Here is a 19,709-nt window from a genome sequence, read left to right as displayed (position 1 = left end):
CCACTAGATGTCTTCTTTTGCCTTAGCACTATCTATATGATAGTAATGAAGTTTATCTAAGGAATAGCTTAATGGCTTACTATATAACTGTAAAAATAAATCTACTTCTGGCATATCTAAGGCTCGTAGTTTTGCCAAAATACTATCATGTGCTTCTTGAAATTCATCATTGCCAGCATGTACTTCGCGCACACATTTCATATAGGCTGCCAAAATATCTGCGGCTTTTACAAATCGACCAGTAGCTGATGTTGCATCTTCACAAATTAACGGTTCATAATCTGGTTGTAAGGGTTCTGGTAAGGTCTCTAATAATTTATGTTGTGCCGCTTTTTCAATATCTCCGTATAATTGTCGCAATGTAGCATTAAAATATTTAATCGGCGTAGGCATATCGCCTGTAAATACTTCACTAGCATCATGAAACATAGCCTTAACTGCTACTTCATTCGCATCAATGTGTCCGCCATAATAATGGTTGCTAATACATGCCAGATTATGTGCTATAAAAGCTACATCTAAACTATGTTCCTTTATATTTTCTATTTCCGTATTACGCATTAACCCCCATCGCTGAATATATTTCATGCGATGCAGAAAGGCAAATAAAAAACTTTCTTTCATATACACACGCTCACTTCTACTAACTACACATTCACAATTCTAACGTTCTATCTATACGATGGTAGCACGATAGACACCATTCATACATGCATAACCCACACTATGGCAGTCTTATGTTTTTCATATATGCTTATACCTAATAGTATTTTATATATTGTACCTATATCATTATCAAACAATCGATTTACATAGCAACGCTTTCATGCGAGTCTGTATGACTCGTTTTTTTATATCCTATCTATTCATGCTACGCAAGTGCTAAGCTTGTGCATTTTTTATATCAGAAGTGGTTTCTTTCACATTACTTACAGGTTCTTGTGTGTTCTCCACAGCTTCCTTTACATATACCACACGCTGTGGGTATGGAATATCAATACCATTAGCGTCAAATTTATCTTTCACTTCTGACATAGTACGATAGTAGACAGCCCAATAATTTTCATTTTTCACCAATGGCATGGCTCTAATTTGTACCGCATTGTCGCCAAAAGCAATAATACCAATTTCCATGTGATTCGCATTTAACACTAATTTATTCGCTTTAAAAATTTCTTTTAACAACTTAATCGCCTTATGATGATCATTATCATAACTAATATCAAAAACAAACTGAATGTACCGTTTCTTCATATAGCTACTATTCGTTAATTTTTGAGAGGTCAATAAAGAATTAGGAATAAATACAGTTTTGTTTTCTCTTGTTACAATGGCTGTATTCATGAGGTGAATATTCTTAACAGTTCCCTCTGCACCGTCAACTACGATATAGTCGCCTACTTTAAAGGTTTGAAAAAAAAGTATCATTAATCCAGATGCAAAATTAGACATATTATTTTGCAATGCTAAGCCAATGCCGATACCGATAGCACCAAAGCCAGCTATAAAGGATGTCATAGGAATGCCCATTTGATCTGCTGCCATCAACACAACGACGGCAATCATCAAGTAATACACAATTTGGCTGACAAAGTTCATGACTGTCTTATCATATTTTGTGCGCGCAATAATTCGATCGATGGCCCGTCTTAACAGCCGTGCAATCGCTTGCCCTATAACAAATGTAACAATGGCTAATAATAAATCAGTGATATGTGCTATTAACCAATATTGAATGTTTTCAACAGCAAAAAAACCTTTATCAATGGATAGTTTTATAGAATCAAAAAATTCAAACATAGGGGCCTCTTTCTATTAATAATACATCCCTTATAGTATACCATATCTAGTGATACCACGTGGAAATCAATCTTTTTTGTGTCGTCTTATCTCTATACAAATTTCTTTTCTATATAAAATTAGTCAATTATCTATGTCCATGATATACTTACTAATATGCTATAGCAATCATTTAAAGGACGTTATATCACAGTATGATTATCAATTATAATAACGGTATGATAGGTAGCTTCTTACACCCAATACGTGTCCATAGTGTCACGATTCAAATTTACTGTACTATACTCCTTCTCATCATAGATACAGTATACTATATTTTATTACCATCATTATGAGGTCATTATGCATACATCTAAGATTACACCTTTTCCAGCACCCACTCAGTTAGCTACTGGTGGTCATGTTCATTATGATACAAATTCCCTAACGATTACTTTTGATGATATACATTACTCACTAAGTACAGGTCAATTAAACGGAGGATATCATCATACCCTAGCAGTTCGCAATCAAAAATTAAATTTTTTCATTACTACAGAGCAAGACTTACCAGGTGGTTCTGTGGCTAACTATTTAGCTAGTGAATTTGAAACATTGGACTTGCCCATTCATTTTTGTACGGCTCTACTTACTTCTGCCGATATGACAAAACATGTGTATACCAAAGTCGTACAAGATGATTGCATCGTAGAAACAATAATTACTGCTGGCATTGAACAAACTGCACACACTGCTGGTGACGGTTACCATTATAAGGAAGAAAAGGGAGAATTCTGTCCACCGGGAACTATTAATATTTTAGCCTTTACGAATAAGGCGTTAACTGACGGTGCTATGGCTAAAGCCCTTATCACTATAACAGAAGCTAAATCAGCAGCGCTACAGGATACTAATATTTCTAGCCTTCAATCGACCTCTATCGCAACTGGATCCGCCACTGATGGCATTATTCTTACCATCGATACATCTGGTGACATTTTAACTGATGCTGGTACCTTCTCATTATTTGGCGATACGCTAGCCAAAGCAGTTCGCCAAGGTTTAGTTGCATCATTAACCACATTCTAACAGAAGAGAGTATTTCTGCTATATAGTGTCACCAATTAATACTCCTCAAACCACGTTGCTATACGTTCTCTGTCTGTAGTTTTTGTTAAGGCTAACATCAACAAAATACGTGCTTTCATAGGATTTAGTGTGCCACACACTAAGTAGTTACCGAATCGATCCGTGCCTAGCGAAGACACCATACCTCCATGCGTGCGTGAAGCACGTACAACGGGAATGGAAAGCCCTTTAGTAATCCTGTAAATCTGCTCGGGAATAGTCCCATGGCCTAACCCTACCAGGATCAATCCCTCTGGTCGTGTACTCAATATAGCTTGTAATAATTGAGGGTCTATACCTGCATAACAATAGGCAATCGCCACATTTGGTAAGGAGTGTATCTGCCTAGCAAAAAACTGTGATTCATAGGTATGTTTTTTAGTGGAAGTATAGTAAAAGTATGCTTTCCCATTTTGTATGATTCCCATATGGCCAAATACAGAATTACCAAAGGTATCCACATTCGTTGTATTCATTTTGGTCACATCTCTAGCACTATCTATATAACCATTAAGAGCAACAAGTACACCCTTGGCCGCGCTATCTTCTGTACGCACTAATTGTGCTGCATATAATAAATTGAGCGGTCCATCAGCACTAATAGAACCTGCTGGCCTCATAGCTCCTGTTATGGCGATGGGTTTTCTCGTATGTACCGTAAGATGTAAAAAATAGGCTGTTTCTTCCATACTATCGGTGCCATGTGTAATAATCACACCTGCCACATCATCTTCTTCTACAACAGACTCTACTAATTTTGCCAATGATAACCAAGTATCTGGCATAATATCAGAACTTTCCATATTAGAAAACTGAATATATTCAAAGGGGCCATAGGATTTTATATCCGGTACAGATGCGATAATATCTTGCAATGATAGAACGCCAGATGTATATCCTATTAAATCAGTCGCAGAACTACCTTTTCCTGCTATTGTTCCACCAGTACCAATTAAGACGATTTTTTTTCTTGTCATAAAAACATACTCCTACTCTACTCGTACTAGCACTACAACAAGACTACACTATAGTGATAAGGCTCCATCACTATTAATATACGCCTTATTGCGGTGCTTTATTGTATATCTAGGCTACTTCATGTAGTCTCATTTATTTCTATCTTATATTCTATCTATATTAATATTGTATATCAAATATACTATTCTTTGCTAGAAAGCTTTGTCATATCTCTAGCAATATGATAATGTAATAGTTAGAATATATTCATTGGTATGACTATTTTCTAACTAACTAGAATCATTCACAATAAGAGAGGTGCTATACATGAATGTAAATGTAGATTCACAAGTTGTATTAGATTTATTTACCACTATGAACAAAATCCCTCGTGGATCGGGCAACGAAAAAGCAATTAGTGATTTCCTAGTAAAATTTGCCAAAGATCGACACTTAGAAGTATCACAGGATGAACAATGGAATGTAATCATGCGCAAACCAGCTTCGCCAGGATATGAAGATAGACCTTCCATCATTTTACAAGGTCATATCGATATGGTCTGCGAAAAAAGTGCCGACGCAACGCATGATTTCACAAAAGATCCTATCACCTGTATTATAGATGGCGAATGGATGCACGCTGACAAAACAACCTTAGGAGCCGATAATTTAATGGGAGTAGCTATGGCATTAGCAGTCTTTGATTCTTCTACCATTCTTCACGGTCCACTAGAAGGTCTATTTACCACTAACGAAGAAACTGGTATGGAAGGGGCTGCAGCCATCAAAAAAGGTGCCCTTCAAGGTCAGTATTTACTCAACATCGATACAGAAGTAGAAGGAGAGTTTATCGTAAGTTGTGCTGGCGGTTGCCGTATCGATGTAGGTATTCCTTTACTTAGAGAATATCCAAGTGACATCTATGATGCTGCATTAGAAATATCGATTGATGGATTACTAGGTGGCCACTCTGGCATTGAAATCCATAAACAACGGGCTAATGCATTGCAAATACTAGCCAGAGCTCTTTATGACCTATCTCATGAATATTCCTACCAACTTGCTAACTTTCACGGCGGTTCAAAACATAATGCCATTCCTCGTAAGGCAACTTGTCTACTAACGGTAAAAAAAGAAGATGTACCGGCTATTAAAAACTGGTTTATTGCTAAAGCACTAGCATATCGTGCAGAGTTTACGCCACAAGACAAAGATTTAACGATTGTTGTTACCGATGCAACTATACCTAATACGGTCTATGCCGATGACACTACTGAAGCATTAATTACATTCTTATTCTTAGCCCCTAATGGCGTATTTTCAATGAGTCAATCCTTAGATAATTTAGTGGAAGCTAGTAATAATTTAGCCATTGTCAAAGAATCTGATCATACGATTGACATATTAATCTCCATTCGCAGTTCCAATAGAAATACATTAGCATTTATTAAAGACAAATTATTGCGCCTAGCCGATGTACTAGGCTTACAACATGAAGTAATTGGTAGTTATCCTGCTTGGGAATATGATGCGGGATCTAAATTAGAAGAACAAGCTATTAGCTTATATACAACGATGTTTGGCAAAGAGCCAAAGGTAACAGCCATCCATGCTGGTCTTGAATGTGGTTTATTAAAAGGTGCTTTACCAAATACGCAAATGATTAGTTTTGGTCCAACTATCACTGGTGCTCATACACCAGAAGAAAAAGTATATTTACCATCTGTCACACGTATATATACGTATTTAGTAGCCTTACTTAAACAACTATAATAACTGATTCTTAGAAAATCTATATACACCAAAAGCACTGATAGTACATGCTTACTATCAGTGCTTTTTAATTATCCATTAACTACGTTAATTGGTGTACCATTAAAAAATTGTTCTATATTATCAGCAATAATACTTACTAACCGTTCTCTTGTTTCTAATCCTTTCCATCCCATATGTGGCGTAATAATCACATTATCTAATGTATAAAGTGGACTATCCATAGCTGGCGGCTCTACTTCCTGTACATCAAGACCTGCTCCAGCAATGTCATGATGTACTAACGCAGCAATCAACGCTTTTTCGTCTACTAATGCACCGCGAGCAGTGTTAATTAAAAAAGCGCTGTCTTTCATACTCTTCAAAGCCTTAGCATCGATAATATGTTTCGTTTCTTCTGTTAATGGACAATGCAAAGACACATAATCAGACTGGGCCAATAGTTCAGGCAATGTAACATACGTAACACCTGGTTCATTATGACCTGGATGACGCTTATAGATTAATACGTTCATATCTAAGGCGCGAGCCACTTTCATGACCACTGTACCTATGCCGCCACAACCAATAAGACCAATTGTCTTTCCATGGACTTCTCTGTGAGGAACCATCAAATGGTCCGTAAAATTTCTATAATCCTTGGCCTGTAACATGCGAATTTGTTGTTGCATCATAGATGATAATTGTAAGACCATCATAATTGCTGTATGAGCTACACGCTCTGAACTATAGGCTGGAATATTACATACAGTAATACCTTTCTTAGTGGCCGCCTCAATATCAATATTATTATACCCCGTACCTGCCTCTACTAGTAATGTAACCGAACCAGGAAATCTATCAATCATGCTAGCTGTTACGGGCATCTCTTTGGTGACTAACACATTCGCGTCTTGAATGCGCAATAATAACTCATCTGCCGTGGTATCATCATAGGCTTCAACATGTCCCTTAATTACTGAAAAATCTAGTTTCTTATCATAATTCATTTTAAACGCATTGGCAATAACCACTTTTGGATTCATACATATACCACTCCTCTATTGTATACATAACACCACTAATACTGTCGCTTGCTCACTCTAATCCCAATCACTCACGATAACTGGATGTCTCTTATCATAAAAAATACGTCTACCTCGCTGTACACTAGATATCATACATGCCATAGATAGAAGGTTGTAACATTCTACATACACTTACACTACAATACTAAATGAATATCTGTCTTTATATATATTCGACAAAAAACGGGAAACTCCTACTTTGTTTCCCGTTTTCAATCATTCTATGAAATTCTACACCACTTATGCTTTTGCTAGTGCTTGTTCTAAATCTTCTAATAAATCGTCAATATTTTCAATGCCCACTGACAAACGAATCATATCTTCTGATACACCTGCAGCTCGTTGTTCTTCTTCATTTAATTGTGCATGCGTTGTACTAGCTGGATGAATTACTAATGACTTCGCATCAGCTACATTTGCCAAATTAGAAAAAATATGCAATGCATCCACAAATCGTACGCCAGCTTCTTTGCCGCCTGTAATGCCAAAGGTAAAAATAGCTCCTACACCTTTCGTAAAGTACTTATCCGCTAAGTGTTTATATGGACTCGTAGGAAGTTCTGGATAATTCACCCACGCTACTTTTTCATGGTTTGATAGGAACTCAACTACCTTTCTAGTATTTTCTACATGACGTTCCACACGCAATGACAAGGTTTCAATGCCTTGAATAATCGAAAAAGCCGATAGTGGTGCCAAGGTAGCGCCTGTATCACGAAGTAATTGTGCTCGCACTTTTACAGTAAACGGTGTCGGTAAATCAGACCATTTAAGACCGTTGTAGTGTTCATCTCCTTCTGTAAAATGAGGATATTTACCGCTGGCTCTATAATCGAACTTACCACTTTCCACAATAATACCTGCAATGGTAGTGCCATGACCACCTAAATATTTAGTAGCTGAATGAACAACCACATCTGCCCCATGTTCAATTGGACGGATTAAATAGCCACCGCCACCAAATGTATTATCCACGATCAAAATAATGTTATGCTTGTGTGCAATATCAGCAACAGCTTGTATATCTACCAAATTAATATTTGGATTTCCAATGGATTCAATATAAATCGCTTTAGTGCGATCATCAATGGCCGCTTCAAATTCTTCTAGCCGATCTGGATTTACAAAATTCGTATGGATGCCAACCCGTTCTAAAGTAGTACTAAATAAGCAATACGTACCACCATACAACGTAGATGCTGCAACAATATTATCACCTGCATCAGCTACATTCATAATGGCGTAGGTGATGGCAGCGGCACCTGAACCAACAGAAATGGCACCGGCGCCACCTTCTAATTGGGCCACACGACTTTCTAACACATCATTAGTAGGGTTTCCCAATCGAGAATAAATCGCACCTGGATCTGTTAAGGCAAATCGTCCTGCCGCTTGCTCTGCATCTTTAAACACAAAACTTGTAGATTGGTAAATCGGTACTGCTCTAGCACCGGTAGGGTCAATGGTATGACCTGCATGCAATTGTAATGTTTCAAATTTATACTGTGTACTCATAATGATCTCTCCTTCTTTTTCTACACACATAGTAGTTTCTCACGCTACTATATTATCTCTTTCTTCTCTTAATGCATATCATTTTACTATGTTTTAACTTCTTTGTCTACACAAATACAGCATATATGCTAGATTTCATCATAGTAATTATGTATGCATAGGTATAGTCTAAAACTATAAGAAATATATATTCTATTGCTCAATAGCTTATGTCAGCTATCCCAGCTAATCAATATATCCTAAAAATTTTCTACCGATGCACATAGATGCGTTTCATTTTTTCAATTTGATTCGCTATAAATGGCGTTTCTTGATACACATAATAATTAAGCCAATTCGTATATAAGATAGTAGCTGTCGATTTCCAACGTACAATGGGGCGCTTAGTACTATCATCATCAGGATAATAGTTCTTAGGTAATTCTATATCGAGTCCCAGTGCTTTATCTCGTTCATATTCTAACTTTAACGTATTCCTATCATATTCTGCATGGCCGAATATAAATACATGCCGATTGTCTAAGCTTCTAACAATAGCAGCTCCTGTTTCCTTGGATCCAGCAAGCACTTGTAATTCATCATGTTCTTGAATTTCATCCATATCCACCGTAGTATGGCGTGAATGGGGCATATAAAATATTTCATTCATCCCTCGCATTAACATAGGATGATCTTCATACATTTCATTTTCAAATACGCCGAATAGTTTTGAGGTCAATAATTTTTTATGAATACCAAAATGATAGTACATAGCGGCTTGTGCACCCCAGCATATGTACAAATTAGAGTAAACATGGCTATTGCTCCAATTCATAATATCAGATAATTCTTGCCAATAGTCTACTTCCTCAAAATCCATCAACTCCACTGGAGCGCCTGTAATAATCATGCCATCAAAATATTTCGTTTTAATCTCTTCAAACGTTCGATAAAAGCTTTCCAAATGGCTTTCTGCTACATGTTTCGCCGTCCTTGAAGCGGTGTGTAAAAACGTAACATCTAATTGTAAGGGAGTATTACTCAAGGCTCTAAGCAATTGTGTTTCTGTAATTTCCTTGGTAGGCATCAAATTCACAACTAATATATTTAAAGGGCGAATATCTTGTGACTCTGCACGTATCGTATCCATAACAAAAATATTCTCTTGTGCCAACTTTTCAATAGCTGGTAGATTTTTAACAACCGTGACTGGCATAACATGCTCCTATCTAGTATTGCTGCATAAGGTAATACATTATATTGATAATAAATCATTTTATTATACTAGCATTTATCAAGTAATGCTGATGTGTATCATCTTATCATAGAATTATTATATAAATAAATGATTATCTGTATAGTAATTCATATTCAAAACCTATGTTTTGTAATAGATTATACCTATAGACAAACCACCTATGAAATATGCTATAATAATAAAGTATTCTATGCGGCTGTAGTTCATCGGTAGAATGCGAGCTTCCCAAGCTTGAGAGGTGGGTTCGATTCCCATCAGCCGCTCCACCAAACACATAGAAAGAGCTAACGACAATGATACTATCATCTTCGTTAGCTCTTTCTTTTTTAATGTACAAGGGATTATTTACAACAAATACTTGTAAATCATCCCTTAGTGTCATTTTTATCGATCCTTTGCTAACCAGTCTATCAGCGTATGCGTTCTCTTGCTAATCAATTTGCTCCTCGTAAATAATAGTGTTTCAACACAGTCACCGCTGATAACTTATAAGATCTCCTAATACGGTTATATGAATCATGATGTACCTACAATCTACGAAAACTACGGTCTCTTCTTAGTATTTCATTCTGAGTATTCATGCCAAACAACCATTTTAAAACAATTGTAATTCGACTTCATCTTTTGTAATTATATTCGTAAATGAATATCTACACTGCCTCTATATCCATTTTTAAGAACCTGCATTAGCCCTACCATGTTTTCTACAACTAAAGCCACAATTAGGGCATCTAACATTTTTCATAAAAATATTCCTTCTAAAAAAATATATTCCTAGAAAGATAAAACCCTATTTAGGACAATAAATGCAAGGACTTTCAGTTTTTTGGCAACACATTTTGTCAGTCCTTTACAGTTCACTAAAAAATAAAATGCTGATAGAACTAGATATTTTCTAGTTCTATCAGCATTTAAAACAACACGTTTTGTCCTATAACCCTGAAAGTATGACTATCCTTTTCTTACAGTCTCATATATGGTTAACTTATTTCATCTTTATATCGTTGTTCTATACTATCACGAACCAACGTAGCATAAGCTTCTACGCCTTTATCATTAGGATGTACGCCATCTTCACCTAACCATTCTGGGTGCTTTGATACGGCGCTATACCAGTCAATAATCGTTATATTATGATGTTCTTTTGCTAATTGTTCTAAATATCGGTTATTGCTAGTTTGCCAATCTAGATCGGGACAATACACATTAATCCAAAATATGTGTCGATTCGCTCCTAAATAATTAATGAGATCATTCGTTTCATGTTCGTAGTATCCCGTAATCGGTCCATTTGTGCCTAACCCCACTAAGACAACGTCTCCAAGGCGCCCTTCTTCGTCCATACGTTTAGCAATATCTAATCCTGCCCCTACATAGCGTGATACTTTTGCATCAATATACACACCTGGCAATTCATTTCGTAATGCATCAGACGATCCTAACATAACAGAATCACCGATAGCTGCCACGTTCGTTAACGCTTTCTTAACGGCTGCTTGCGATAGTTCTTGTTGATGTCGCGCTTTTTCATTTTCCGCATCCTGTTTCGCTTGAATCGCTGCTAATCGGCTCTCTAATTCATTTTGCTCCTGTACTTTTTGATCTGACGATATGGCCACACCGTATATACCTACTGCCATGGCAAGAACTATTAAAAGTGCCACTATTCTTATAAATGTATCCTTACATAATCGCCATAATCCTAACATACTTGATATGCGCTGCATACCCTTGGTCATATAATCAATAAAAGTAGCCCCTAGTAAAATGGTGATAATTATCAATAAATTACATAGGTATTCGTTAGAAATTTGTCCATTCCTATGTAGTCGGTGAAAGGCAAATAACACAGGATAGTGACAAAGGAAAATGCCATAACTTTGTTGTCCTAACCATTTTAATATAGGCGTATCTAACCAATTCCCTAAAGTGGCCCTATTGCATTCTACTAATTTAACGAGCAACAAAAGGCCTACAGTAATTAGTACCATGCCCCCTTGATACACAATTGGTTCTTGACCATTAAAGCTGACATAGGCCACTAATAATCCTGCTAGTAGGAGAAAGGCTAATATGATACTAACAATTTTTTTACTTTCTACGGTTATTTGCTGATTGCCATAATTAGCACGTAACAATCCTAAGATAGCTCCGAACAACAAGGCATATAATCTTGTATCCGTACCATAATACAGACGAGTCACATCTTGTCCTGGTATATACAACAAAGGCATCATACTAGCAGATACTACCCCTACTATACCAATCACCGTAATTCCATAATATATATTCTTTGTTTTCTTAGTTAACCACCGATATAGATAGTATAGAATAGGCCAAATAATAAAGTACTGCATTTCTACTGCAATAAACCACAGATGGGTAAACGGCGAAGCATTTATGAGGCGCGTAAAATAGTTCGCATTTTGACTGATCTGCCACCAGTTATTATAGCCTAGAAAAATAGACAGTACTTCCATTCGAATCGCCGAAATCGCATGGGGCAATATAAAATTAAATATGCCTACCGTGGCCAATACGGTAATCAATAATGGTGGATAAATTCGTTGCAATCGTTTCATCACATATGTGCCAAGAGAAAATGGATGACTAGGGTTCGCACTTGTATAGGCTAATAAATAGCCTGTAATTACGAAAAATAAACATACGCCTAAATAACCACCACATACACTATCTGGGAACATATGAAATAAAGTAACACCTATAATAGCAATGGCTTTTAATCCATCTAAACCTGCAATATATGGTGATGCAATCTGACTCATATGTGTATTCTTAGAATCCAATTGTGACATAAACTATACACCCTTACTTTCCTATTTTTATTCGTTACTTAGCTTTATTAATTAAACACTGTGTATATATTCACATCATAAAGATTTTAAATTACGCCATACTTATTGACAGATAGCATAATGACAATCATTAACCTATTTCCACTATATAAACAGTACAATGTTTTATAATACTATATTTCAACAGTACTCATTATACCATACTATGTTAACTTATGGACGACAAATCAGATCATTAATTTGTAAAATCATCTGACAAGATTTAACAAAAGAGTCTATTGGCAAAAACTCTGCATAGGAATGGAAATTATGAGCTCCTGTAAAAAATTAGGCGTTGGAATGCCCTGCGTAGAAATAAAGGAACCATCTGATCGTCTTAAACTTTATTTCACCTCTAAGGTAGACCACGCATTAGCTATACGTGCGAATTCCTCTAATGTAAACGTTTCACCTCGACGATTTCCATCAATACCAGCTTTTTCTAATATAGTAGCAATCATTTCTTTGGCAAGTCCTGTGGTCTTCATCGTATTGGAAAAAGTTTTTCGTCTCTGTTCAAAGCCAGCTTTAACAACACGGAAAAATCGTTTTTCATCAATCACATCAACTGGTGGAGTAGTACGCACTGTGCAACGAACTACTGCACTATTGACAGCTGGTGCTGGCAAAAATGCTTTTGGCGGTACATCTAATACAATATCCGGTTCTGTGTAATATTGCACAGCTACCGATAAAGCACCATAGGCTTTTGTGCCAGGAGTCGCCACCATTCTCTGAGCAACTTCTTTTTGAACCATCATAACCATACATTCAATAGGCAGTTTACTTTCTAATAAATGCATAATAATAGGTGTTGTAATATAGTAGGGTAAATTAGCTACTACTTTAAATGGTTGATAATTCATAATCGATGGTATATCTAGTTTTAATGCATCACCATGGATAATCTGTACATTGTCATAAGGGGCCAAAGTAGTATCTAGTACTTCCAATAAACGTCGATCTAACTCAATCGCTGTTACCGTAGCACCTGTTTGTGCTAGTCCTTGGGTTAATGTACCAATACCAGGTCCAATTTCAAGAACTCGATCAATTTCTGTTACATTAGCAGCATGTACAATTTCATCAACCACGGAGCGACGAATTAAAAAGTTTTGTCCTAACTTTTTACTCATATGAATGCCAAAGCGTTTACACACATAGTGTACAACTTCTGGGCTTGCAATTACTGATTCTAACATACAGACTCCTTTTCTCTATCCATTTAATCCTATTATCGCTTATACTTACCAAAATGTATTTTATTCTATATCACGTATCGCCGTTTCAAAGTCCTGGCGACTAATGCCATAATGATTAAGGCGATATAAAAATTGTTTTCCATTACCATAACCTATGCCTAACGCAGCACCTAATTGTGTGCGTCTATGAACGCTATTATCAGCTCCTATCAACTCATGTGCTACCAAGTCAGTCATTGAGAGCTCATTAGATGATGTCATGCTATGCGTATGTAATACTGATAAAGCTTTACGAATGGCTTCTGGCGATGCTTGTTCGATGCCAATATCATCATTAGCAAAGGCCTCCTCTCTCGGCACAAAAGCGTGTTGTGCCTGAGGAAATCGTTTTGCCAAAAAACGACGAATACGCTCTCCTGCATAATCAGGGTCCGTGAGAATAATAATACCTCGTTTTTCATAGGCTACGCGAATTTTATCCAATTGTCGTTTATGTAGATTAAAACCTTCCGTTATAATACAATCTGCTTCCACAGCTTGTGAAATACGTTGTACATCAGATTTTCCTTCTACTACAATGACTTCTTTCAACATATCATATCTCCTGTAATGACTCACGTAATCTCTCATTCGCGCATACTATCTACCACTATTATCTCCATCAATATGACTTGTACAAATCAACCGTAGACTAGATTCTATGGTAGTTCTTATAAAAGTAGCATATGCATACTATTCTCTAGAATAATTGGTTATTCATTGCTTTTTAACCTATAGTTCTATCGACTTCTTTCTAGTCTATAAAAATTCAATGTCTACATCTACAAAGAAATACAATAGCTATAATAAGACATCATAGCGGTCATTATGACTTATAAATTGGTTGCAATCGTTCAATTACGGTCATGCGTTCTGTGTCGGCTTCTTTAGCTTCTCGCATCAATTCTTCTTGTGCTGAAATAGGATGTTCGTGATTCACTGTCTTTCTATAACTACCATCAGCACGCATTATATGTGTTTTTTGATTATCTTCTAGATACAAGCGTAGAATATCCATAATACGTGTTTTATGTCGTTTATCTTCAACAGGAATCATCAATTCCACCCGTTCATTTAAATTTCTAGGCATCCAATCAGCACTGGAAAGAAATATATTTTCATGGCCCCCATTATAAAAGTAAAATAACCGATGGTGTTCTAAAAATCTACCTACAATAGACCGTACAGATATGGTATCACTAACGCCAGTAATACCGGGACGCAATGTACAAATGCCACGTACGATTAAATCAATTTTTACTCCCGCCGAAGAAGCTTCATATAATTTTGCAATCACTTTCTTATCCAACAAAGAATTCATTTTTGCAATCATATAGGCTGGATTGCCCGCCTTTGCCTGTTGAATTTCATTGTCAATATATTCAATAATTTTTTCTCGCAAATTCAAAGGGGCTACAATAAATTTATTCCATAGTGGCGGATCAGAATAACCAGAAATGACATTAAAGAAACTAGACGCATCTGCACCATATTCATCATTACACGTAAAAATACCACAATCCGTATACATACGAGCTGTTTTACCATTATAATTGCCTGTCGCCACATGCACATAGCGGCGAATGCCATCTGCTTCTCTACGAACCACCATCGTAATCTTCGAATGCGTTTTTAGTCCTTTTAATCCATAAATAACATGGCAACCCGCTTTTTCTAACCGCCGTGCCATTTGAATATTATTTTCTTCATCAAAACGGGCTTTTACTTCCATCAATACGGTCACTTGTTTGCCATTATCAGCGGCTTTCATTAAGGACTTGATAATAGGTGAATGACCGCTAACGCGGTATAAGGTCTGCTTAATCGCCAACACTCCAGGATCAATAGCTGCTTGTGCCACAAAATCTTCTACGACGGTAAACGTTTCAAAAGGGTGATGAACAAAAATATCTCGTTCACGAATAGCATCAAATAAAGATGAAGGAGCGACCCCGATTAATTCTTGTGGTTGATGTGGTTCAAACGGAGGAAAGCGCAAATGTTCATACCCAGGCATATCACAAATGGAAAAATACATACGACAATCCAAATGACCATCAATACGATAGGCTGCCGATTTTTCTAGTTGCAAACTTTGTAAAAGAAATTCTAATAATTCCATATCACCTGTGCCACTCACTTCGATACGTACCACGTCACCACGACGACGTCTACGCAATGAAGCTTCTACTTCTGTAAGTAGGTCTTTCGTATCTTCTTCATCGATGGATAAATCGCCATCTCTTGTAACACGGAATGTCATAGCACTTTCAATAGTGTACCCTAAAAAGAAATCCTTTGCAAAGTATCGAATCACATCTTCCAAATAGATAAAATGATGTTCTTTAGTCTCTTTATTAGGCACTTCAATTAATCGATTTAACACAGATGGAATTGGTAAAATCGCAATTTTTATGTCCTCTTCATCTTTTGTACCTTGTCGCTTAATTTGTACGATTGTATTAATCGTATGATTTGCTAACAGAGGAAATGGATGTCCAGAGTCAACGGCTAGAGGGGTAACAACAGGATATACCTCACGTTCAAAATAAGACTGTAACCATTCTTTTTGAGACTCTGTTAATTCATCGATTTTCTTAATGCATAAACCTTCTGCTTCACATAATTCCAACACTTTATTAACATACGTATATTGCATATGCACTAGGCGGCGTACAGAATCATCGATGGCTTTGAGCTGCATAGACGCATTCATATGTGCTGGATCGTAATCAATCGGATCCGTCATAGCTTTATGACGTAAACCAGCCACGCGAATCATGAAAAACTCATCTAAATTAGAACTAGTGATAGCAATAAATCGCAACCGTTCTAACAAAGGGTTATGGCAATCCATTGATTCTGATAAGACACGTTGATTAAATTTTAACCACGACAGTTCGCGATTAAAATAATATTTAGAATTAGTAAACATTACCTATTCCTCCGAATCATCAATTGAATTTCCATGCCAAAAATTTCTGTGAAATATTCAGAATCACGTTTAAAGATCCATTCTTCTAAGGAAATATCTTCTTGTGTATACGCAATGACATGAACCACATTATCCTCAATCTGAATATCGATACTTTCTACCTTTTGATTGCTACCTGCATCTAAGGAACAAGCAGTGCGAATGATCGCCACCAATTTAGTCACTTGTATCTTTTGTAATTCTGTAAGTTTGGAAAAATTGTCGTCATCATCACTAGGTGTCCCTTTATAGTGATAATACACCACATTAGCCACTACTTCTTTTTCCTGTTCCGACAAGCCAAAAATATCTGTACCCATAATGATATGATACGAGTGTTCCCCATGATTACGAAGACTTACATATTTCCCTACACTGCATAAAATGGCTGCGAAGCGGCTCAAGTAGGCCCAACGTTCTGGCAATCCATAGGATGTTAAGGCTTGGCAAAATTGCAAGCTAAACCGTTCTACTTCTCGATCATGCAATGCATCTGTATGGTAACGGGCTGCAATAGCGCGAGCCAACTGTATATTTTGTTCCCTCAACATATGTAAATAGGGATGTTTTTCGTATTCTGCGCCATAATATAAACTAATGCCTTCTGAAAAGGATGCACGATTCATCAATAGTCGCTTAGGACGAATCATACTAATCAACTCATGATGTAAAATAATAGTCGGCATTAATATATGTGCTTTAAATTCTGGTAAATGGAAGCGATTGATCAATTTTGTCGCAGTTACACCATGAAAGGAATCAAAGAAATCATTAAAAATCTGGGGATCAATACTACGTGTTGCATCTGATACTTCTCCATAATTCATAAGTTTCGCAATGAGTCGTGCTTCATCACCAGATAAGACAATGCTCGTAATATGACATTCTTGTAATTCCGCTTTTAAAGGAGAAATCATACGCCGTATATATTCTGCTACAGCCGTTGGAAATGTGGCTGCCGCCCGTTCATTACGGTTAAAGGATTCCATAATGCGCAAGGATCCACTATGCACATTTCTTTGAAACAGCATAGATCCACCTTTCCAAACGGTCAACCCTACACCACCAGAGCTCATTTCTAAAAATAGCACCGCTTCATCATCACGTAACAAGTGTTCCTCATTCATAGAAAAGTATAGTAGAAAATATTTATAATATACTTCCTTAGGCATATCAACCACTTCAACGCGCATACCTGTATGAATAAAAATTTGATCTAAAATACTGCGACGATTAGTCGCTTCTCGCACTACGGCGGTACCATATAATTTATACCGCGATATACCATAATCGGCCATAAGCGATTTATAGCCCTTTAATACTACACATATTTCTTCAATCGTCTTAAAGCTTAATCGATTCGTTTGAAATAATTCTTCTCCAAATGTAACTTCTCGCCGTGCGTAATCAATTACTTTTACCTTATCAATTGTTTGATACTCTAATATAGTAATACTCATGCTACTAGCACCTACATGCAAAATAGCATAGCGTAATGGTTTATAGAGACCCATCTTTACACCTCACCATGATACATCGTCTATAGTCGCTCTTTCCACTCTACCAATAATTCTTTTTTAAATTCTTTTTTAAATGACTTGGTCAATTTATCGATAGCAGCCATAGCGATTAAGGCATTAACTTGTTTTTTTGTCCATACTGTCAATACCACTTCTCGATCTGTAATCACAGATGATACAGATACGGCCAATTGTTCATGACTTTCATCAATCGCTTCCGCAACACTCAAAATGAGTGACATTTTAGCAATTATCGTCTTATGTCCACTACCTAATAATTTAGCATACTCTGATGTTTTATATAACTTATTCGTATACCCATGAGAATTCATAACGATGAAAGCACATATGGCTTGTTCCACATGAGAAATACCGTATAAATTGCTATTAACTAGCATATACGCACTATGTCTAGCATGACTGTAATAATTAATTTGTTTGCCCATATCATGTAATAATGCGGCCACCATTAATAATTTACGTATTCGTTCATTACAGCCATGTAATGATTGCCATTGTTCAAAAATCGTATCTGCCAAATTCGCCGTATATTTTACATGGTCCAAATCATTTTGAGGTATTGATAGCAATACATTTTCTGCAGAATGCATTAATATATCATCAATAACACCGGATGTATTCATGTAATGTTTACCATAGTAATCATAAAATAAACCTTCTCGAAGCCCAGACCCACCGATATACATCGATTTAGCACCTACATACTTACTAAGTTGTTGAATCAAGGCTGCCCCCGCCACAATAATATCGGCTCGTTCTTGAGAAAGTCCAGGGATTTTACGCCGTTGTGCTAATGATTTACTCGTCACTAACTCTAAAATTTCTACTATTCGTGAATATTTTAATTCATAATTATGGAGTTTAGCAATGGGATATTCGTGGGAGCGCTGATCTATTTTAGCCATGTTTCTGGCCGTACCACCAATGCCAACTAAAGGCCATCCTATCTGTTTTAACCACGGTTCATCCTCTAGTAGCATTTGAATATGGGCTATCATTATATCATACTCTTTTGTCGTTAACTCTGTGCCATGTTGGAACATCCCCGTCAATGTTAACGCCCCCATAGGTAGACTCACTGAACGCACCACTTGTCGATTTTCTACTAAGGATACTTCCGTGCTAGCACCGCCTAAATCAAAGAGCACAAAATTATCCAATCCGATCGTATTAATAACACCAAGAAATCCCAAGCGAGCTTCTTCTTCACCAGATATACAAGTTAAAGTAATTCCAGTTTCTTCATACACCCGTTTAATAAAGGCCTTGCCATTACGAGAAAATCGTACTGCTGCTGTGGCCACTGCATACACGTGTGTTGCGTGCATAACTTCTGCCATATGTGAAAAAACTTGTAACGCATTAATAGCACGCTTCATAGCCGCTTCCGTTAAATAATTAGTTTCCCACATACCTTCACTAAGACGAATGCTCTCTTTTTCCTGATAAATAAGCCGATAACTCCCATTATCTGCAATTTCACTAATCACAAACCGTACTGAATTTGACCCCAAGTCTATCAATGCTAGTCGTTCCATATAAACTCCAAATCTTTCTGACTACCTTACAAAAGAGCACACTACTTAATAGTTGCTAATATATAGAATATCTATATACAGAGTTCTACCAAGCAATGTGCCTC

At 36.7% G+C, this 19,709-nt stretch carries 14 protein-coding genes and 1 tRNA gene; 3 read left to right on the top strand and 12 right to left on the bottom strand.

Annotated features, from left to right (window positions below):
• Nucleotides 1–3: 3 nt before the first annotated feature.
• On the bottom strand, nucleotides 4–624 hold the full coding sequence (yfbR, locus tag P6940_RS04210; RefSeq protein WP_038152901.1) for a 5'-deoxynucleotidase: 621 nt from the start codon (nucleotides 622–624) through the stop codon (nucleotides 4–6).
• A gap of 258 nt (nucleotides 625–882) precedes the next feature.
• Nucleotides 883–1,800, bottom strand: coding sequence for a mechanosensitive ion channel family protein (locus P6940_RS04205; protein WP_038152902.1), 918 nt, complete (start codon nucleotides 1,798–1,800; stop codon nucleotides 883–885).
• A gap of 342 nt (nucleotides 1,801–2,142) precedes the next feature.
• Here P6940_RS04205 and P6940_RS04200 point away from each other — a divergent pair, with 342 nt between their 5' ends.
• The gene (locus P6940_RS04200; protein ID WP_028257621.1) at nucleotides 2,143–2,868 is read left to right on the top strand and encodes an adenosylcobinamide amidohydrolase; all 726 of its coding nucleotides are present in this window, start codon (nucleotides 2,143–2,145) and stop codon (nucleotides 2,866–2,868) included.
• 35 nt (nucleotides 2,869–2,903) lie between these two features.
• Here the strand turns inward: P6940_RS04200 and P6940_RS04195 are convergent, their stop codons facing one another.
• Nucleotides 2,904–3,884: an asparaginase gene (locus P6940_RS04195; protein ID WP_277287738.1), complete on the bottom strand. Its 981-nt coding sequence runs from the start codon at nucleotides 3,882–3,884 to the stop codon at nucleotides 2,904–2,906.
• Between the two features lie 307 nt (nucleotides 3,885–4,191).
• Here P6940_RS04195 and P6940_RS04190 point away from each other — a divergent pair, with 307 nt between their 5' ends.
• The gene (locus P6940_RS04190) at nucleotides 4,192–5,637 is read left to right on the top strand and encodes an aminoacyl-histidine dipeptidase (protein WP_277287739.1); all 1,446 of its coding nucleotides are present in this window, start codon (nucleotides 4,192–4,194) and stop codon (nucleotides 5,635–5,637) included.
• Nucleotides 5,638–5,708: 71 nt separating this feature from the next.
• On the opposite strand, the gene P6940_RS04185 is transcribed toward P6940_RS04190, so the two are convergent.
• The 3 genes from P6940_RS04185 to P6940_RS04175 all read right to left on the bottom strand — a co-directional run bounded on the left by P6940_RS04185 (nucleotide 5,709) and on the right by P6940_RS04175 (nucleotide 9,414).
• The gene (locus P6940_RS04185; protein WP_277293289.1) at nucleotides 5,709–6,662 is read right to left on the bottom strand and encodes a 2-hydroxyacid dehydrogenase; all 954 of its coding nucleotides are present in this window, start codon (nucleotides 6,660–6,662) and stop codon (nucleotides 5,709–5,711) included.
• A 282-nt stretch (nucleotides 6,663–6,944) separates the two neighbouring features.
• Nucleotides 6,945–8,219, bottom strand: coding sequence for an O-acetylhomoserine aminocarboxypropyltransferase/cysteine synthase family protein (locus P6940_RS04180; protein WP_277293288.1), 1,275 nt, complete (start codon nucleotides 8,217–8,219; stop codon nucleotides 6,945–6,947).
• 250 nt (nucleotides 8,220–8,469) lie between these two features.
• The gene (locus tag P6940_RS04175; protein ID WP_277293287.1) at nucleotides 8,470–9,414 is read right to left on the bottom strand and encodes a homoserine O-succinyltransferase; all 945 of its coding nucleotides are present in this window, start codon (nucleotides 9,412–9,414) and stop codon (nucleotides 8,470–8,472) included.
• Nucleotides 9,415–9,648: 234 nt separating this feature from the next.
• On the opposite strand from P6940_RS04175, the gene P6940_RS04170 reads away from it, so the two are divergent.
• Nucleotides 9,649–9,722: transfer RNA gene (locus tag P6940_RS04170), tRNA-Gly, on the top strand.
• Nucleotides 9,723–10,436: 714 nt separating this feature from the next.
• On the opposite strand, the gene P6940_RS04165 is transcribed toward P6940_RS04170, so the two are convergent.
• The 6 genes from P6940_RS04165 to P6940_RS04140 form a co-directional block, all read right to left on the bottom strand.
• Nucleotides 10,437–12,272: an acyltransferase family protein gene (locus P6940_RS04165; RefSeq protein ID WP_277293286.1), complete on the bottom strand. Its 1,836-nt coding sequence runs from the start codon at nucleotides 12,270–12,272 to the stop codon at nucleotides 10,437–10,439.
• 383 nt (nucleotides 12,273–12,655) lie between these two features.
• Nucleotides 12,656–13,513, bottom strand: coding sequence for a 16S rRNA (adenine(1518)-N(6)/adenine(1519)-N(6))-dimethyltransferase RsmA (gene rsmA, locus P6940_RS04160; protein ID WP_277293285.1), 858 nt, complete (start codon nucleotides 13,511–13,513; stop codon nucleotides 12,656–12,658).
• 60 nt (nucleotides 13,514–13,573) lie between these two features.
• On the bottom strand, nucleotides 13,574–14,107 hold the full coding sequence (rnmV, locus tag P6940_RS04155; protein WP_277293284.1) for a ribonuclease M5: 534 nt from the start codon (nucleotides 14,105–14,107) through the stop codon (nucleotides 13,574–13,576).
• 271 nt (nucleotides 14,108–14,378) lie between these two features.
• The gene (gene ppk1, locus P6940_RS04150) at nucleotides 14,379–16,487 is read right to left on the bottom strand and encodes a polyphosphate kinase 1 (protein WP_277293283.1); all 2,109 of its coding nucleotides are present in this window, start codon (nucleotides 16,485–16,487) and stop codon (nucleotides 14,379–14,381) included.
• The gene (locus tag P6940_RS04145; RefSeq protein ID WP_038153013.1) at nucleotides 16,487–18,040 is read right to left on the bottom strand and encodes a phosphatase; all 1,554 of its coding nucleotides are present in this window, start codon (nucleotides 18,038–18,040) and stop codon (nucleotides 16,487–16,489) included. Before P6940_RS04145 ends, ppk1 begins: the two co-directional genes overlap by 1 nt.
• Before the next feature lie 26 nt (nucleotides 18,041–18,066).
• Nucleotides 18,067–19,605, bottom strand: coding sequence for a Ppx/GppA phosphatase family protein (locus tag P6940_RS04140; RefSeq protein ID WP_277293282.1), 1,539 nt, complete (start codon nucleotides 19,603–19,605; stop codon nucleotides 18,067–18,069).
• Between the last annotated feature and the right edge of the window lie 104 nt (nucleotides 19,606–19,709).

Source organism: Veillonella montpellierensis (assembly GCF_947090115.1).
GTDB classification, from domain to species: Bacteria; Bacillota; Negativicutes; order Veillonellales; family Veillonellaceae; genus Veillonella; species Veillonella montpellierensis.
The sequence above is the reverse complement of the archived record's forward strand: the minus strand, read 5'-3'. Positions and strand labels throughout refer to the sequence as shown.

Bases quoted from the DNA above. Each gene is read 5' to 3' on its own strand.
- yfbR (WP_038152901.1), bottom strand. From the start codon at position 624: ATGAAAGAAAGTTTTTTATTTGCCTTTCTGCATCGCATGAAATATATT.
- P6940_RS04205 (WP_038152902.1), bottom strand. From the start codon at position 1,800: ATGTTTGAATTTTTTGATTCTATAAAACTATCCATTGATAAAGGTTTT.
- P6940_RS04200 (WP_028257621.1), top strand. From the start codon at position 2,143: ATGCATACATCTAAGATTACACCTTTTCCAGCACCCACTCAGTTAGCT.
- P6940_RS04195 (WP_277287738.1), bottom strand. From the start codon at position 3,884: ATGACAAGAAAAAAAATCGTCTTAATTGGTACTGGTGGAACAATAGCA.
- P6940_RS04190 (WP_277287739.1), top strand. From the start codon at position 4,192: ATGAATGTAAATGTAGATTCACAAGTTGTATTAGATTTATTTACCACT.
- P6940_RS04185 (WP_277293289.1), bottom strand. From the start codon at position 6,662: ATGAATCCAAAAGTGGTTATTGCCAATGCGTTTAAAATGAATTATGAT.
- P6940_RS04180 (WP_277293288.1), bottom strand. From the start codon at position 8,219: ATGAGTACACAGTATAAATTTGAAACATTACAATTGCATGCAGGTCAT.
- P6940_RS04175 (WP_277293287.1), bottom strand. From the start codon at position 9,414: ATGCCAGTCACGGTTGTTAAAAATCTACCAGCTATTGAAAAGTTGGCA.
- P6940_RS04165 (WP_277293286.1), bottom strand. From the start codon at position 12,272: ATGTCACAATTGGATTCTAAGAATACACATATGAGTCAGATTGCATCA.
- rsmA (WP_277293285.1), bottom strand. From the start codon at position 13,513: ATGTTAGAATCAGTAATTGCAAGCCCAGAAGTTGTACACTATGTGTGT.
- rnmV (WP_277293284.1), bottom strand. From the start codon at position 14,107: ATGTTGAAAGAAGTCATTGTAGTAGAAGGAAAATCTGATGTACAACGT.
- ppk1 (WP_277293283.1), bottom strand. From the start codon at position 16,487: ATGTTTACTAATTCTAAATATTATTTTAATCGCGAACTGTCGTGGTTA.
- P6940_RS04145 (WP_038153013.1), bottom strand. From the start codon at position 18,040: ATGGGTCTCTATAAACCATTACGCTATGCTATTTTGCATGTAGGTGCT.
- P6940_RS04140 (WP_277293282.1), bottom strand. From the start codon at position 19,605: ATGGAACGACTAGCATTGATAGACTTGGGGTCAAATTCAGTACGGTTT.